This window comes from Cryobacterium suzukii (genome assembly GCF_004403185.1).
GTDB lineage: Bacteria > Actinomycetota > Actinomycetes > Actinomycetales > Microbacteriaceae > Cryobacterium > Cryobacterium suzukii.
On the sequence record NZ_SOHJ01000002.1, the window covers coordinates 398,873 to 413,987 of the forward strand.

A 15,115-nucleotide genomic window follows, 5' to 3' on the forward strand; every position below is an offset into this window, starting at 1 on the left:
ACCGCCCCGCAGCCCCGGTTAGCCGCGGGTGACCGCAGGCACGGAGGCACCGATTCCACGGATCGCCGGCGTGTGGAACGTGCCGCCGAATGCTCGCTCGCTCGCGCCGACCCGATCCAGGTACGGGGTGATCCCGCCCATCTGGAACGGCCAGCCGGCACCGAGAATCATGCACAGGTCGATGTCCTCGGCCGCGTGCACGACGTTGTCATCCAGCATTCGCTTGATCTCGTCGACCAGGCCGTCTTCAACCCGCTGCAGAATCTCCTCGGCCGTCATCGGTGTGGTGCCGCCGGCGACGATCTTCAGTGCGCCCTTGTCGAAGCCCGTGCGGCGTCCCTTGCCGTCGCGTTCGAGAATTTTGCCGTGCTCGGCCAGCTTGTGCAGGTTGTCGCTCTCGAAGAACCGGTCGGGGAAAGCGGCATGGTGGGTGTCAAGCACGTGAGCGCCCACGGTAAGACCGACGAGCTCGAGCAACTCGAACGGGGTCATCGGTAATCCAAACGGCGCTACAGCGGCTTCCACCACCTCGAACGAAGTGCCGGTATCAACGGCGTGCATGGCTTCACCGAGCAGCTTGGCGAGCACGCGGTTGACCACGAATCCGGGGGCGTCCCTGGTGATGACGGCGTTCTTTCGCAGCTTGCCGGCGATGACCATCGCCGTGGCGAGTGTCACTTCGTTGGTCTGCGGCGTGTTGACCACTTCGATGAGCGGCATGACAGCCACCGGGTTGAAGAAGTGGAACCCGACCAGACGCTCCGGGTGCTTGAGCTTCGACCCGATCTGTTCGACTGACAGCGAAGAGGTGTTGGTGGCCAGAATCGCATCGGGCGAGATGAACGCTTCAATCTCGGCGAAGACCGACTGCTTGACGCCTAGTTCTTCGAAGACGGCCTCGATCACCCAGTCGGCGTCGGAGAACAATGATTTGTCGGTCGTACCAGTAACGAGCGCACGCAGGCGGTTTGCCTCGTCGGGGGAGATGCGGCTCTTGGTCTGGAGCGCGGCGATCTCGTCGTGAATGTACGCCACACCCTTATCGACGCGGGCCTGGTCGAGGTCGGTGATGACGACGGGCACCTTGAGGCGGCGCACGAACAGCAGCGCGAACTGGCTCGCCATGAGGCCGGCGCCGATCACACCGACCTTGGTTATCGGCCGGGCCAGTTTCTTGTCCGGCGCTCCGGCCGGCCGCTTGGCACGTTTCTGAACGAGATTGAAGGCGTAGATGCTCGCCTGAAGCTGATCGCCGGCGATGAGGCCGGCCAGGGCCTCATCCTCGCGCTGAAAACCTTCGGCGCGACTGCCGCTCTTGGCCGCCTGCAGCAGGTCGAGTGCCACATACGGAGATCGGGCGACCTCGCCAATGCGGTTGACGAGCATCTTGCGGGCGATGCCGACGGCCACGTCCCACTTGACGAGGCGCTCGATCTTGCCGGGCGCGTTCGGTCGGGACACCTTTGTTGTGCCGGCGATGACGCCGTCGGCCCAGTTGATGGAGTCTTCAAGGAACCGTGCCGACGTGAACATGACGTCCGCGATACCGAGCGCGAGGGCATCCGCTCCACTGAGGGTGCGGTTGTTCTTGAGTGGGTTCTCGATGACGACCTTCAAGGCATTCTCGATGCCGATCAGGTTGGGCAGCAGGTACGCGCCGCCCCAGCCGGGGATCAGACCGAGAAAGACCTCGGGAAGCGCGATCGCGGGTACGGCCGCGTCTACCGTGCGGTAGCTCGCGTTGAGGCCAATCTCGAGTCCGCCGCCGAGCGCGAGCCCGTTGATGAACACGAACGAGGGCACGCCGAGCGTGTCGAGCTTGCCGAGAGCGTGGTGGCCGAGCTGGCTGAGGAGCTTGCCGGTCTCGAGCGAAGGAATCTCGGCGACCTTGCTGAGGTCGGCGCCGGCGGCAAGAATGAACGGCTTGCCGGTGACGGCCACACCGTGAATCTCGCCTCGCCCGGCGCGACCTTTCAGCTGCTCCATCGTCGCCGCGAATTCGATCAGGGTGACCGGGCCAAGCGTGTTCGGCCGGGTGTGGTCACGCCCGTTATCGAGGGTGACCAGTGCGAGCGTGCGGCCGCCGGAGAGCGGCACGTCGCGCACGAAGGAGTGCGTGACGACCTCGTCGCCGGAGATCGCGACGAGCGAGCTGAAGTCGAGGGAATTGTAATCGGTGGTCGTCATCGCTTGGCTGCCTTCTTGTTGAAGTGCGGGTTTTCCCAAATCACGGTGCCACCCTGGCCGAGGCCGATGCACATCGCGGTGAGACCGTAGCGCACCTCGGGGTGTGATTCGAACTGGTGGGCGAGCTGGTTCATCAGTCGAACGCCCGACGAGGCGAGCGGATGCCCCAGCGCGATCGCCCCGCCGTACTCGTTGACGCGGGGATCTTCGTCGTCGATGCCGAAGTGGTCGAGAAAGGAGATGACCTGCACGGCAAACGCTTCGTTGAGCTCGAACAAACCGATGTCGGTGATCGACAGGCCGGCCTTGCGCAGGGCTTTCTCGGTGGAGGGCACCGGCCCGAGGCCCATGACCTCCGGTTCCACGCCGGCGAAGGCGAAGCTCGTCATGGTCATCTTCACACCGAGGCCGAGTTCCTTGGCCGTGGCGCCGCTGGCCAGCAGGCAAGCGGATGCGCCGTCGTTCAGACCGGAGGCGTTGCCCGCCGTGACGCGGCCATGCGAACGGAACGGCGTGCGGAGAGTCGCGAGGCCCTCGAGCGTGGTGTCGGGGCGTGGTGCTTCGTCACGGGTCGCGAGGCCCCAGCCGGATTCGCTGCGCGTGGCAACGGAAATCAGGTCGGGCTGAATGTTTCCGGCCTCGTAGGCGGCGGCGACCTTCTGCTGGCTGCGCAGCGCGAACCGATCGGAGCGGTCCTTGGTGTACTCGGGGAACCTATCGTGAATTCGTTCCGCGGTCGCACCCATGTTGAGGGCGTCTTCACTGACCAGCCGCTCGGAAAGAAACCGCGGGTTCGGGTCTGCCCCAAACCCCATCGGGTGGCGCCCCATGTGCTCGACGCCGCCGGCGATGGCGAGGTCGTAAGCGCCGAAACCGATTGACGCTCCCATCATGGTCACGGCAGTCATCGCCCCGGCGCACATGCGGTCAATCGCGAAACCAGGAACCGATTTCGGCAGACCGGCCAACAGGGCGGCCGTACGCCCCAGGGTCAAACCCTGGTCGCCGGTCTGGGTCGTGGCTGCGATAGCGACGTCATCGATGCGGTCGGCCGGTACACCAGGGTTTCGTTCCATCAGCCCGATAATCGCCTTGACCACGAGGTCGTCGGCTCGGGTGTTCCAGTACATGCCCTTCTCGCCGGCGCGTCCGAACGGGGTTCGAACTCCATCCACAAAAACGACTTCTGCTCTCTCGGCCACAATGCCTCCCGTACGTCAAACAGATCCGAAGCGGCCTGTTAGCTCTGAACCGATCCTAGGGTGACTCAAATGGGCACCTCGAATCGTTTGCAGGTTTCTACGACTCGAGATCCGAGATGGGATCGGCTGTTTGTGGAACTTCTACAAAAGCATCCGCTATTAATTGTGCAGTCACGTCAACTTGCCAGCGCCGCGCTCCTAAAAGAGCTAGGGCTTGTCCAACGGATGCCGCGTCGGCCGGTACAGGCGGCGACCACGACACACGACGCAGGTAGTCCGGGGTGAGCAGATTCTCGAGGGGAATCTCAAGTTCTTCCGTGACGGTCTGCAGCACAGCGCGCGCCGCTTTGTAGCGCACGTCGGCCTCCGGATTACGGTCGGCCCATGCCCGTGGCGGCGGCAGGGTGTCATTGCTCGCCTTGAGCGCTGGCAGGTCAGCGGTGGCGCGGCCGCGCTCAATGGCGGCCCACCAGCGGTCGAGTTCATTGCGACTGGCACGACCGTTGAACTCGCGCAGATCGGACAGAGCCTGCCTCGTTGCCGGCAGCACTCGGGCGGCGGCGAGCAAGGAAGCGTCGGGAACGAGGCGCCCGGGGGAGACATCGACTTCGCGGGCAAATTCATCGCGGGCAAGCCACAGTTCGCGGGCAACGGCCAGATTGCGTTGCCCGTGCAGGGAGTGGATGCCCGACAGTCGCCGCCACGGATCAATGCGCGCAGCCTTGGCCTCTTTGGCCAGGGTCGCGGCGAATTCCTGGTCGGCGATGTCGGTCTTGTCGGACTCGACGAGCAGGTCGACCATGCGGTCGCGCAGGTCGGGCAGTAGCTCAACGTCGAGGGCGGCGTACACCAGCCACGATTCGGGCAGCGGCCGGGTCGACCAATTCGCGGCAGAATGCTCCTTGGCGAGGTGGATTCCCAGAAGCTCTTCCACCACGGTGCCGAGGCCGACCCGCGGTATGCCGAGCAGCCGGGCGGCAAGCTCGGTGTCGAAGATGCGCGCCGGGTCGAGTCCGACCTCGCGCAGGCAGGCGAGGTCCTGGCTCGCAGCGTGCAGAATCCACTCGGCGTCAGCGAGGGAATCATTCAACTCGCTGAAGTCCCCGATCGGCGGCGGGTCGAACAGGAACGTGCCGGCGCCGCGGCGATAGATTTGGATGAGGTACGCGCGTTGCGAGTAGGTGAAACCGGATGCCCGTTCCGCGTCGACCCCGACCGGCCCGTTACCGGCGGCCAGAGCGGCCGTCGCTGCGAGGTAGGCCTCGCGAGTGTCAATGACCTGGTGGTGCGATTCAGCCACGGGCTGCTCGGCGTGCTGACAACATGCTGACTCCTTCCCCAGCGGGAGGGAGTCCGGCGAGCATGCACAGCAGCTCGCCCCACCCCTCGACGTGGGCGGTGAGATTGTGATCCAGGGGTGTCCACGACGCACGCAGCTCAATCTGCGCACCATCTCCCTGTTTGGCGAGTGCGCCAAAGCCTGATGAGATTATTTTAGTCGCCGTTCCGGAGGCCGCGGTGTACCTGGCCTTGCGGGAGTCGAGGGCATCGACGAGCCACGCCCAGGTGACCTCGGCCAAAAACGGGTCGAGCCCGATCTCGACCTCGAGCGGAGCCTGCGCGAAACAGACGACGCGGAAGGCGCCATTCCAACCTTCCGGCTCCTCCGGGTCGTACAGCAGGATGAATCGGCCAGTTCCCAGCTCGGAGTCGCTTCCGTGCCTAACGGGCCGGATATTGGCGGCCAAGGCGATCGAATACGGGGCGAGTTGGGCGGGAGCGGCAATTTCGGTGACGACTAATTCGGCCCGGCTCGTCGCGCGACGAATCGCGGTCAACGCCGCGGCAAACTCCGCGGGAAGCGATTGATCTGTTTCGGGCACGTCTGCAGACTAGAGTTTTTTCTGGGTGTTGTCCGTGAGGCACGCCGATCAGTCGGAGGTGCACGTGCACGACCCACAACCCCCAAACGGGCGTCATGATCAAGCTCTGCGCGCGATTCTCGGCGTCACCGGCATCGTTATCGCCGGCTCCGCCGCGGCCATCGTCGGTGCAGCCGGTGTGCTTGCGGGGGTCATGGCGAAGACCATAGTCACACCGCCAGCAGTCCGGTCCGATGACACCCGGGTTGTCGCGGTCGACTTGCCTGGCGGCACGATCACACTGCAACGCCATCGCGATTCTGTCCTTCCGGGTGACTACAGCTTCTTCTTCAGCGCGGGCACCGGGCACGCCAGGGTCGGTGAGATCACCGCGCGCTCGGCTGCGACCGTCACCCGGCGCATCCTCAGCGTGGACTACGGCGATCTCGCCGCTGCCCGCCGCGGTCGATTCAGCGGTTGGCTTTACACCAACCCGGCCGATCTTGGTTTCGCCTGGGCTGAGGTCACCATTAGCACGCCCGTGGGGCCGGCCCCCGCCTGGCTCGTTCCAGCGGATGCCGCACTCCGTTCGACAGGGTGGGTGATCCAGGTACACGGCCGGGCCGTGCGCCGCGAGGAGGCTTTACGGGCCGTGCCGGTGTTTCGTGCGGCCGGGTACACCTCGTTGCTCGTCTCTTACCGAAACGACGGCGATGCCCCTGCCAGCACTGACCGGCGCTACGGCCTCGGCGACACCGAATGGCCTGACGTTGACGCCGCCGTCGCCTACGCCGCCGCACACGGGGCGACGAGCATCGTACTCATGGGCTGGTCGATGGGCGGTGCCGTGGTCTTGCAGACACTGACCCGCGGTCGACGCGCGGACCTGATCGTCGGCGTCGTGCTGGAATCGCCGGTCATCGACTGGCGAGATGTCGTTGCCGCGCAGGCCACGGATCGTCGGTTGCCGAGGCTGATCGCCCGCGGCGCCGTCGTTGTGCTGGGGGCGCGCTGGGCTCGGCGCATCACCGGGCAAGACGTGCCCATTGATTTTGCCAGGCTCGACTTTGTGGAACGGGCCCGCGACGTGCACCGGCCCGTTCTACTGCTGCACAGCGATGACGATGGTTTTGTGCCCCCCACCGGGTCGCGTCGCCTCGCCGACCGACGGCCCGACATAGTGACGTTCGTCGCTTTTACCGAAGCCAGGCACACGAAACTCTGGAACTATGACCCTGAGCGGTGGAACGTCGAGATCGCGGCCTGGCTGGCCCAGTTGCCCGCACCCTAGGCGGCGAGTCGATCCCGGAGCTGACGTTTGGCCCGGCCGAGCATGGCGCTCATACCGCGCAGGCGCAGCGGTGAGACGGCTTCGCTCAATCCGATGGACTGGGGATAGTCATCGGGCACGGCGAGTACCTGCTGGGCGGTCAGCCCGTCGAGCCCCTGGGCGAGGATCGAGGCAAACCCGCGCGTGGTCGGCGACTCGCGCGGGGCCGTCGCGTGCAAGTGGAACGCGCCATCGGCATCCAGGTCGACGAAGATGAAGACCGGCGATTGGCATTCGACGACGCGCTCGAGCAGGTCCGGGTGGTCCTGAAACTTTTGCGGAAGTTCCGGCAGGTCGTTGGCGAACTCGAGCAGCAGAAGCAGACGGTCTTTCTGCTCGAGGGCAAGAAAATCTTCCTGAATTTCCGCCAGCTGGGAGGGAAGGGCGTTCATCGGCGCGGTGCCGGCGCGGTACCGGGTTCGGTACCGACCGCAATGGGCACGGCGACGGCGTTGCCCCATTCGGTCCAGGACCCGTCGTAGTTGCGCACGTTGTCGAAGCCGAGCAGGTGGGTCAGCACGAACCAGGTGTGACTGGACCGCTCGCCGATGCGGCAGTACGCGATCACGTCGTCGCCGTCGGCCAGGCCAGCGTCGCCGCGATAGATCTCGTCCAGTTCGGTGCGCGTCTTGAACGTGGAGTCGGTGGCTGCGGCCCGCGCCCACGGCACCGACGCGGCGGAAGGAATGTGGCCGCCGCGGAGGGCGCCCTCCTCAGGGTAGGCGGGCATCGTCGTGCGGGCCCCGCTGTATTCTTCGTCGGAGCGTACATCGATGAGTGGGTTGCCGAAGTGGGCGAGAACGTCGTTCTTGAAGGCGCGAATGGGGGCGTCGTTGCGCGGGGTCTCCGGGTAGTCCGTGGGAGTGACGGGGGAGACGTCCGTTGTCAGTTCGCGCTCTTCGGCGAGCCACTTCGTGCGTCCGCCGTCCAGCAGGCGAACATCGTCGTGGCCGAACAGGGTGAAAACCCACAGGGCGTATGCGGCCCACCAATTGCTCTTGTCGCCGTAGATGACGACCGTGCTGTCGCGGGAGATGCCCTTGCTGCTCATGAGGGCGGCGAAGGCTGCGCCCTCGATGTAGTCGCGATTGACCTTGTCGTTGAGGTCGGTGTGCCAGTCGATTTTTACCGAGCCGGGGATGTGTCCCACTTCGTAGAGCAAGACGTCTTCGTCGGATTCGACCACGACCAGTCCCGCGTCGGTGCGATGTTCCGCCAGCCATTCGGTGGAAACCAACTTGGATGGGTGGGCGTAGGCGGCGAACTTTTCGGTCGGGTCGATCGGGGCAGACATGTAACCTCCACGTGGGCAGCGGATGCATACGGATTCGGGTTGACCGCGGATTAGGCTTATCTGTGCCCACCCCACAAATCTACGCGGTGCCGGCAGTCGACGCATTCGCAGCTCTACCCACGAGAACGGGCATTTCAGCATGGCACCAGAGGCCCATCAGAAGGCAAACCACGCAGTTCCCCAGTTGGCCGACCGTACCCCGAGCATCACGGGCCGGGAAATTGTGGCAGAACTGGTGCCGCCTCCCCAGTTCGAACACGCCTCGTTCGAGAACTACCGGCCCGATCATGACTACCCCTCCCAGGTCGAAGCCGTCGAAAAACTGCAGGAATTCGTTAACCCCCGGCCGGCCGGGTTCTTCTCCCGCCGCCGACAGGCCAAAGACGACCTGCCCGGCATTTACCTCGACGGTGGGTTCGGTGTCGGCAAGACGCACCTGCTCGCAGCGCTCTGGCATGCCGCGACCGGCCCGAAGTATTTCGGCACCTTCATCGAATACACCGCCCTCGTGGGCGCCCTCGGCTATCAGGAGACCATCAAGGAGCTGCGCAGCGCGAAGCTCATCTGCATTGACGAGTTCGAGCTCGACGATCCGGGCGACACCATGGTGATGACCCGGTTGCTCGGCGAACTCGTCGCTACCGGCACCCGCGTCGCCGCCACATCGAACACCCCGCCCAACTCGCTCGGCGAGGGCCGGTTCGCCGCGCAGGACTTTCTGCGCGAGATCTCGGCCATGAGCGCCAACTTCGAGACCCTGCGCATCGACGGCCTCGACTACCGTCGCCGCAATGTCACCGGTCAGGCCGTCGCGGTTGAGCCGGACGCGCGTGAGCACCTGGTCAACACGTTGCTGGAGCGTGGTTCCAAAATCACCGAGGATGACTTCGGTACCCTGATCCGTCACCTCGGCACGGTGCATCCGTCGAAATACGTCAAGGTCATTCGCGACGTGGATGTCATTGCGCTCCGCGGCGTTTTCCTGCTGACCGACCAGTCCGACGCCCTGCGTCTGGTCGCGTTCATTGATCGCGTCTACGACGCTGAGATTCCGATTGTCGCCAGTGGGCGTCCGCTGAATGAGGTGTTCGACGACGAGATGATGGCTGGCGGGTATCGCAAGAAGTACCAACGGTCACAGTCGCGCATGGTTGCCCTCACCACGGGAGAGTTGCCGCCGCACACCGACTGACCCCGAAATCTGGCGTTAACAATTCGCCAGCGCTCGTAACCGTCACGAAACACGTCGGAACGTTTGTTGTAACAGTCACCTCAGATACTTGACTCGTATCCGAGGTGACTCGCCTCGCGCTACGCCCTGCACATTTGAGACGCGTGAGGACAATTCAATGGAAACCGGAAGCATTGCATGGGGGCTGACCGCCACCGCGCTCGTGTTGTTCATGACCCCAGGTGTCGCCTTCTTCTATGGCGGACTGGTCAAGGCCAAGAGTGTCATCAGCATGATGATGATGAGCTTTGGCGCACTGGGCCTCATCAGCGTCCTGTGGATTCTGTACGGCTACAACATGAGTGCCGTGAACGGTCCCACCGAATTCGCCGGCAATCCGTTCTCCGATTTCGGTCTCGGCAATCTCGCCTCGGGAGAGACGGGCAGCGTCGATCTGCTCGGTGCCACCTACGGTGCCACTTTCGCCATCATCACCGTCGCTCTCATCAGCGGGGCCGTTGCCGACCGAGCGAAGTTCGGATCCTGGATGGTCTTCGCGGGTATCTGGGCGACCCTCGTCTACTTTCCGGTCGCAGCCTGGGTCTGGGGTGGCGGCTGGATCATGACGCTCGGTGAAACGTTGGGTCTCCCCGGCGTCATCGACTATGCCGGTGGTACCGCGGTGCATATCAATGCCGGTGCTGCAGCTCTTGCCCTCGCCCTGGTCCTCGGCAAGCGTGTTGGGTTCCAGAAGGGCATCACCAAACCGCACAACGTACCGCTCGTGCTCATTGGCGCCTCGATTCTCTGGTTCGGCTGGTTTGGTTTCAACGCCGGCGCTGAATGGCTCAATGGCCTTGCCAACGTCGGCATCATTGTGATTAATACCCTCGGCGCCACGGCAGCGGCCATCCTGGCCTGGATGCTCGTCGAAAAGTTCAAGGACGGCAAAGCCACCTCGGTCGGTGCCGCATCCGGCGCTGTTGCCGGGCTCGTCGCCATCACGCCGGCCTGCGCCAATTTGGAACCGGGCTGGGCGCTCCTGCTCGGCGGGCTCTCCGGTGCCGTGTGCGCCCTCGCCGTTGAACTCAAGTTCAAGCTCGGCTTTGACGACTCGCTCGACGTCGTCGGAATCCACCTGGTCGGTGGCATCATCGGCACGCTTTACCTCGGCTTCTTCGCCATCGACACCGGACTCTTCACCGGCGGCGGCCTCGGTCAGCTCGCCGTGCAGGCCATTGCAGGCTTTTCAGTTCTGGTCTATTCCTTCATCGTTGCGTACCTGCTCGGCCGTGGGATCGAGAAGACCCTCGGCTTTCGCATCAAGAATGAAGACGAACTGGCCGGAATCGACACGAGCGTGCACGGCGAAGAGGGCTACGCCCTTGAGCGTGTCTAGCTTCTGACTTGGTAGGTCTGGCCTGTCTGGGGACTCAGCCGCGAACGCAGGTTCCGGATGATACCGGGGAGCTCAGGCCGGGCGCCTGGCTGATAACCGGCTGCACCTCTTCGAGTGCGAGGGCATAGCCGACGTTCTCGGTGTTGGACGCCTTCGCAAAGATAACGCCGACCACCAGGCCGGATTCGCTCAGGAGCGGTCCGCCCGATTCGCCCTGCTGCACGTCAGACGCCACGGTATACACCTGGCGAGGCGTCGGGTCCTGACCGTAAATGTCGGCGACGCTGATGGTGCCGATCGAGATGACCTGCGCCGGGTCGGAAACATACGGCCCTCCGAATGGATACCCGTCGGCGGCCGCGCCGCTGCCCGCTGGGAGATTTGCGCCGACGGTCAGCGGTACAGCACCGAGGCCGGGCACCGAAATGATGGCAAGGTCGTCGATCGGGTCAAAGTACACGATTTCGCCGGCCATCGTTTCGCCCGCCGGCGTTTCCACGACGGGCTGGCCGACTCCGGCGACGACGTGCGCGTTCGTGATGACACGGCCGTCGGATACGACGAAGCCGCTGCCGGACTGGCTCTGCCCGCAGGCGTAGGCCGTTCCGGTGATGCGCACGACCGACTGCGCCGCCACGGCTAGTGCCGGGCTGCTCGTGTCGGCTTCGGCGGCATCCGGTGTCGGTCCGGTGAATGCGTCGACGATGCGGGGAAGGCCCTGCTGCACTGCCACGGAACGCAGCTCGGCCATGAGCGCCTTGACCGGGTCGGGCGTGAGCGAGTCAATTCCCGAGACGACGGTAGAAGAGGCGATGGCGGGGGATAGGAACGGGATGCCCAGGGCGCCGATGCTGAATGCAACCATGGACGCAACGAGGGCCGAGGCGATGGCGGCAAACGCTGATCCCAACAGGCGGTTAAGGGTGCCGAGCGGGGAACGCCGTTTCTGGCTCCCGACCATTCCACCCACCGACACACCGAGCGAATGGCCGATGAGTACGAGCAGAATCGCCACAGCGATCGTAGCCGGAGTGCGCCATTCGGCCGCCGGCACCCAGGCGCCCACGAGGGGCACTACGAAGAAGGCTGCGATCCCGCCAAGCACTGCTCCGACGATGCCGGTGAGGCTGCGCAGCAATCCGCTGCGGTAACCATTTACGAGGGCAACAAACAGGATAAGGATCAGAAAGAGGTCGAGAACGGTCGAGCCCGGCATCCGTCTCCTCGTCTGTAGTTCGTGTGGCGTAGCGCGATGATTTCGTCTTCTTTATGTTTACACAGGCCGCCTCCGCGATTGCTGAGCGGAACCGCCTCTCCATCTGCATTCCCGGGCGATCAACAGGCGCAGGGTCTGCTCAGCGAGTACCGTGAGGCAGAACGAGAGGGTGGACATACATGGCGAACGCCGAAGCCCATCCCATTTCGGCGATCGCACCACCCCTCGCCGGACGGGCCGCGGCGAGCCAGCGCTGGTCGCACCTGGTGTTTCTGCACTGGCGAGTGGATGCTGCTCTGGTTGCCGGGCTGCTGCCGAAAGGGCTCGTACCCGACGAACACGACGGGTCGAGCTGGGTCGGCCTGATTCCATTTGTGCTCGATCGCGCGACCATTCTCGGGAGCCCTCCGATTCCGTACTTCGGCACCTTCGTCGAAGTGAATGTGCGCCTCTATGCAGTCGACTCCGAGGGCCGTCGCGGTGTCGTGTTTGTGTCGCTGGAGGCCGGTCGCCTCGCGGCCGTGCTGGCCGCCCGCGCCCTGTTCTCGTTGCCCTACGTCTGGTCGCGCACCCGTCTGACGGTCGATTCCGGCCAGTACCGATACAACTCGACGCGACACGGTAACCGCACCACACGCACAGAGATCGTGGTCCGACCCGGTTCAATCGCCGTCGTTGATGATCCGTTGTCAGATTTTCTCACCGCACGATGGGCGTTGTTCACGAGCATCCGTGGTCGGACCGTGCATTTGCGCAACCACCACGAGCCGTGGCCATTGTTCAAAGCCGAGCTGGTCAGACTCGATGACACCCTGTTGGCCGTGGCCGGTTTCTCCGGCCTCGCCGATCGCGCACCCGATTCTGTGCTCTATTCGCCCGGCGTCACGACCTGGTTCGGCCGGGGAAACTGACGACGCCAACACTCAGAAAGATCTGAAAAAATGTTGATCACAGACGAATGCACAAAAGGAGTAGTAAACCATGGGTTTTCTTGACTTTCTGCTGGGCCGCAAGGAGCAATCCCCCACAGACGATCGGTCACACCGGCCGACCAGCGCCCCCGCGCGCAGCGAGGATGAGATCGCGGTCGAGCGGTACCAGTACCTGCTGCGCACAGCTCCACCCGAAACCATCGAAGCGGTGCATACCGAGGCGTTCTCGAAGCTGACCGACGAGCAACGCGACATTCTCTTTCGCCAACTCACCGAGAACGTCGAACCCAGCGAGCGCCCAGCGGACGCCGCACCGGCCACGCTCGCCCAGGCCGCGACCCGGGCCGAACTGCGTCAGCCCGGCACGTTGAACCGTTCGTTCGGTAACCAGAACGGGATGGGCTTCGGCGGCATGATGGGCAGCTCACTGCTCGGTACCGTAGCCGGATTCGTCATTGGTTCGGCACTGGTGAGCGCCTTTATGCCGATGGACGGCGGCGGCACGGATGCCAGCGCGGACGCGAACACCGAAACCAACGCCGACCCCGCAAGTGATGCGGGTGGCGACGCCGGCGGAGATTTCGGTGGCGGCGACTTCGGTGGAGATTTCGGCTTCTGAGCCCGTCAGCTGCCGAGCCCGTCAGCTGCCGAGCCCGTCAGCTGCCGAGCCCGTTAGCGGATAGCGGCTATGGCCTCGCCGATCGGCACATCGCCATCGGTGAATTCGATGAACGCGCCGACGGTGTTTTCGTTGGCCAGCACGGCCGCGGCGACGAGCGCCACGTTCTCCCGTGAGGTGTCACCACTCGCATCGGAGCCCACGTTGATGGAGCCCGTCGCGGTGTTCAGGGTCAAGGTGCTCGGTCCGAGAATGGTCCAGTTCAGCGACGTGGCCCGCAGATAGTCGTCGGCGGCCGCCTTGGCCTCGTAATAGGCGAACATGCCGTCGTCGGGGGAGGCGCCATGGTCGGCACGTGACCCCTGGTACGACACCATCACGTAGCGGTCGACACCGGCTTGGGCGGCCGCGTCCATTGAGCGGATGGCCGCGTCCCGGTCCACCGCGTAGGTGCGCTCTGCGCTTCCTCCGCCGGCGCCGGCGGACCAGACCACCGCATCGTGCCCGGCAAGGGCGGCGGCCATCTCGTCTGCGGAGAGGTGCTCGACATCCGCTACGAGCGGCGCTGCGCCGGTCGCCGTGACGTCTTCGGCGTGTTCGGGGTTGCGGATGAGCGAGGAGACCTCGTGTCCCGCAGTCGTGAGCAAACGGGCCAGGTGGAGGGCAACTTTTCCGTGTCCGCCGATTATCGCAATTTTTGTCATGTGTTTAGCCTGTCACGATTGACTGAAAGCGAGTCTTAGATTTGAACAAAGCCGAGCAGTCGCGCGCTTAGCGCCACGCAGACCAGTTGCACGGCGATGAAAACGGTCACCCAGAAAATACCAGGAATGTGGGTGAGCCTCGCCAACTGATCGGCGTCCGACGAGGAGCCGGACCGGCGCGACCGGGACTGCTGCAGTTCGAGGGACGTGCGCAGCGAACCAAAAAGGAGAACCAGGGTGACGAGCAATGCAAAGACACCCTGAACCTGGGGCGACCCAAACCAGGAGACACCGAACACCACGGTGCCGGTGACGGCAACCGACCAGAGCCCGAACCAGTTGCGAATCTGCACGAGCAGCAATGCCAGCAGCAGGAGAAGTACCCACAAGAGGCCCACGTCGTAGCCCCGACCAAGCAACCAGGCCGCGCCGAGGCCGAGCAGCGCGGCGGCCGGGTAGCCGGCCAGCAGGGTGAAAATCATGCCGGGGCCAGTCGGGCGTCCGCGACTCACGGTGAGCCCGGAAGTGTCCGAATGCAGGCGGATGCCGCCCAGCCGCCGACCGCTCAGCACGGCCACGACACCGTGCCCGCCTTCGTGCACGATCGTGATGCCGTGGCGGGCGAGGCGCCACAGCGGGGGGAAGAGCACGATCAGAGCGGCTGCTGTCACGGTCAGCCAGGCGGTCAGCGGCTCCAGTGCGGGATGCGGTGTCGTCATGCGTTGCCAGATGTCGAGAAGCACGTCCATGTCTCTCAGACTAGGTTGCCCCGGCCGCGAGAGGTGATCAGCCTCAACGTTGCCGAGCAGGGGGCTGTGGATGATCTGGGCGCGATTAACGTCAGGGCTCAGATCCTCACGCCGCAGCCCTGCGGACTTCTCCCCATGAGGAGCCGCCTCGTACTAAACCAAAACACCCTCCCGGTCATCGACCAGCGATGGTTCTGGGGCTTGTGGATTCAACATGATTATGTCCGATCCCCGCCTTCTCAAAAGGTCACCCCTCAACGAACGGGGTGTCTCATCTCAGCCTGACAGAGAGGGAGAACATGCGATTGGGTCCAATCACTTGACGTGGTCGCCAGGCAGAGGTCACATTGTCGCCGAGTTTCAACGTGCACGGGTTACTGGTTCGAGCCCAGTGATAGCCGCCCCATGAGTGATTGGCACACGCCGCTGTGGCGCCGAACACCAAACTGA

Annotated in this window: 14 protein-coding genes; 5 read left to right on the forward strand and 9 right to left on the reverse strand. The window is 64.3% G+C overall.

Annotation, left to right across the window (positions count from 1 at the left end; all coding sequences use genetic code 11):
- Positions 1-18: 18 nt before the first annotated feature.
- The 4 genes from E3T39_RS02580 to E3T39_RS02595 all read right to left on the reverse strand — a co-directional run bounded on the left by E3T39_RS02580 (position 19) and on the right by E3T39_RS02595 (position 5,272).
- Entirely contained in the window at positions 19-2,187 is a 2,169-nt protein-coding gene (locus tag E3T39_RS02580) for a 3-hydroxyacyl-CoA dehydrogenase NAD-binding domain-containing protein (RefSeq protein ID WP_134513170.1), read from the reverse strand.
- Positions 2,184-3,389, reverse strand: a complete 1,206-nt coding sequence (locus E3T39_RS02585; protein ID WP_134513171.1) for a thiolase family protein — start codon at positions 3,387-3,389, stop codon at positions 2,184-2,186. The genes E3T39_RS02580 and E3T39_RS02585 overlap by 4 nt, the downstream gene beginning before the upstream one ends.
- 97 nt (positions 3,390-3,486) lie before the next feature.
- Positions 3,487-4,689, reverse strand: coding sequence for an HRDC domain-containing protein (locus E3T39_RS02590; protein WP_241979464.1), 1,203 nt, complete (start codon positions 4,687-4,689; stop codon positions 3,487-3,489).
- Positions 4,682-5,272, reverse strand: coding sequence for a DUF3000 domain-containing protein (locus E3T39_RS02595; protein ID WP_134513172.1), 591 nt, complete (start codon positions 5,270-5,272; stop codon positions 4,682-4,684). Before E3T39_RS02595 ends, E3T39_RS02590 begins: the two co-directional genes overlap by 8 nt.
- A 34-nt stretch (positions 5,273-5,306) precedes the next feature.
- Between E3T39_RS02595 and E3T39_RS02600 the strand changes: the two genes are divergently transcribed.
- Complete coding sequence (locus E3T39_RS02600) at positions 5,307-6,542, forward strand: alpha/beta hydrolase family protein (protein WP_134513173.1); 1,236 nt, start codon at positions 5,307-5,309, stop codon at positions 6,540-6,542.
- Here E3T39_RS02600 and E3T39_RS02605 read toward each other — a convergent pair.
- Together E3T39_RS02605 and E3T39_RS02610 are read right to left on the reverse strand one after the other, a co-directional pair.
- A complete protein-coding gene (locus tag E3T39_RS02605; protein ID WP_134513174.1) occupies positions 6,539-6,973 on the reverse strand; it encodes a SufE family protein in 435 nt (144 codons plus the stop codon). The two genes, E3T39_RS02600 and E3T39_RS02605, sit on opposite strands and share 4 nt — an antisense overlap.
- Positions 6,970-7,875, reverse strand: coding sequence for a sulfurtransferase (locus tag E3T39_RS02610; protein ID WP_134513175.1), 906 nt, complete (start codon positions 7,873-7,875; stop codon positions 6,970-6,972). Before E3T39_RS02610 ends, E3T39_RS02605 begins: the two co-directional genes overlap by 4 nt.
- 139 nt (positions 7,876-8,014) lie before the next feature.
- Here E3T39_RS02610 and zapE point away from each other — a divergent pair, with 139 nt between their 5' ends.
- Together zapE and E3T39_RS02620 are read left to right on the forward strand one after the other, a co-directional pair.
- Positions 8,015-9,067 carry a cell division protein ZapE gene (gene zapE, locus E3T39_RS02615; protein ID WP_134513176.1) on the forward strand — a complete coding sequence of 351 codons (1,053 nt, stop codon included), beginning with the start codon at positions 8,015-8,017 and terminating at the stop codon, positions 9,065-9,067.
- A gap of 157 nt (positions 9,068-9,224) precedes the next feature.
- Positions 9,225-10,445 carry an ammonium transporter gene (locus E3T39_RS02620; RefSeq protein WP_134513177.1) on the forward strand — a complete coding sequence of 407 codons (1,221 nt, stop codon included), beginning with the start codon at positions 9,225-9,227 and terminating at the stop codon, positions 10,443-10,445.
- 34 nt (positions 10,446-10,479) lie between these two features.
- Here the strand turns inward: E3T39_RS02620 and E3T39_RS02625 are convergent, their stop codons facing one another.
- Entirely contained in the window at positions 10,480-11,661 is a 1,182-nt protein-coding gene (locus E3T39_RS02625) for a MarP family serine protease (RefSeq protein WP_134513178.1), read from the reverse strand.
- Between the two features lie 179 nt (positions 11,662-11,840).
- On the opposite strand from E3T39_RS02625, the gene E3T39_RS02630 reads away from it, so the two are divergent.
- Both E3T39_RS02630 and E3T39_RS02635 read left to right on the forward strand, forming a co-directional pair.
- Entirely contained in the window at positions 11,841-12,572 is a 732-nt protein-coding gene (locus E3T39_RS02630) for a YqjF family protein (RefSeq protein WP_134513179.1), read from the forward strand.
- Positions 12,573-12,642: 70 nt separating this feature from the next.
- Positions 12,643-13,212 (forward strand): hypothetical protein, encoded by a 570-nt coding sequence (locus E3T39_RS02635; RefSeq protein ID WP_134513180.1) that lies wholly within the window; start codon positions 12,643-12,645, stop codon positions 13,210-13,212.
- A gap of 53 nt (positions 13,213-13,265) precedes the next feature.
- On the opposite strand, the gene E3T39_RS02640 is transcribed toward E3T39_RS02635, so the two are convergent.
- Together E3T39_RS02640 and E3T39_RS02645 are read right to left on the reverse strand one after the other, a co-directional pair.
- A complete protein-coding gene (locus E3T39_RS02640; RefSeq protein WP_134513181.1) occupies positions 13,266-13,916 on the reverse strand; it encodes an SDR family oxidoreductase in 651 nt (216 codons plus the stop codon).
- A gap of 35 nt (positions 13,917-13,951) precedes the next feature.
- The gene (locus E3T39_RS02645) at positions 13,952-14,665 is read right to left on the reverse strand and encodes a M50 family metallopeptidase (protein WP_134513182.1); all 714 of its coding nucleotides are present in this window, start codon (positions 14,663-14,665) and stop codon (positions 13,952-13,954) included.
- Between the last annotated feature and the right edge of the window lie 450 nt (positions 14,666-15,115).